This window comes from Marinobacter sp. UBA2498, from assembly GCF_002341575.1.
Taxonomy (GTDB): Bacteria; Pseudomonadota; Gammaproteobacteria; order Pseudomonadales; family Oleiphilaceae; genus Marinobacter; species Marinobacter manganoxydans.
The window spans coordinates 1-256 of record NZ_DDOI01000154.1 but is presented as its reverse complement, the minus strand read 5'-3'; the positions used below and the strand labels follow the sequence as shown (position 1 = coordinate 256).

Annotated in this window: 1 protein-coding gene; it reads right to left on the bottom strand. The window is 52.7% G+C overall.

The window, feature by feature from the left end; translation table 11 throughout:
• A partial coding sequence (locus tag B2W52_RS21205) for a thiamine pyrophosphate-dependent enzyme (protein WP_286804036.1) occupies positions 1-256 on the bottom strand: 256 nt, incomplete at both ends.

Here is a 256-nt window from a genome sequence, read left to right as displayed (position 1 = left end):
CGATAGCAGACCAGATCGATCACCACGTCGTTCTTGAATTCGTTGCGATAATCCATCGCCATCTGTGTCACGAACATGACCGCTTCAGGGTCATCCGCATTCACATGCAGAATCGGCGCCTGGATCATCTTGGCAACGTCGGTACAGTATTCCGTGGATCGCGCATCTTCCTGCTTGCTGGTGGTAAAACCAACCTGGTTGTTGATCACGATATGAATGGTGCCACCAACGCCAAAGCCGCGGGTCTGGGACATCT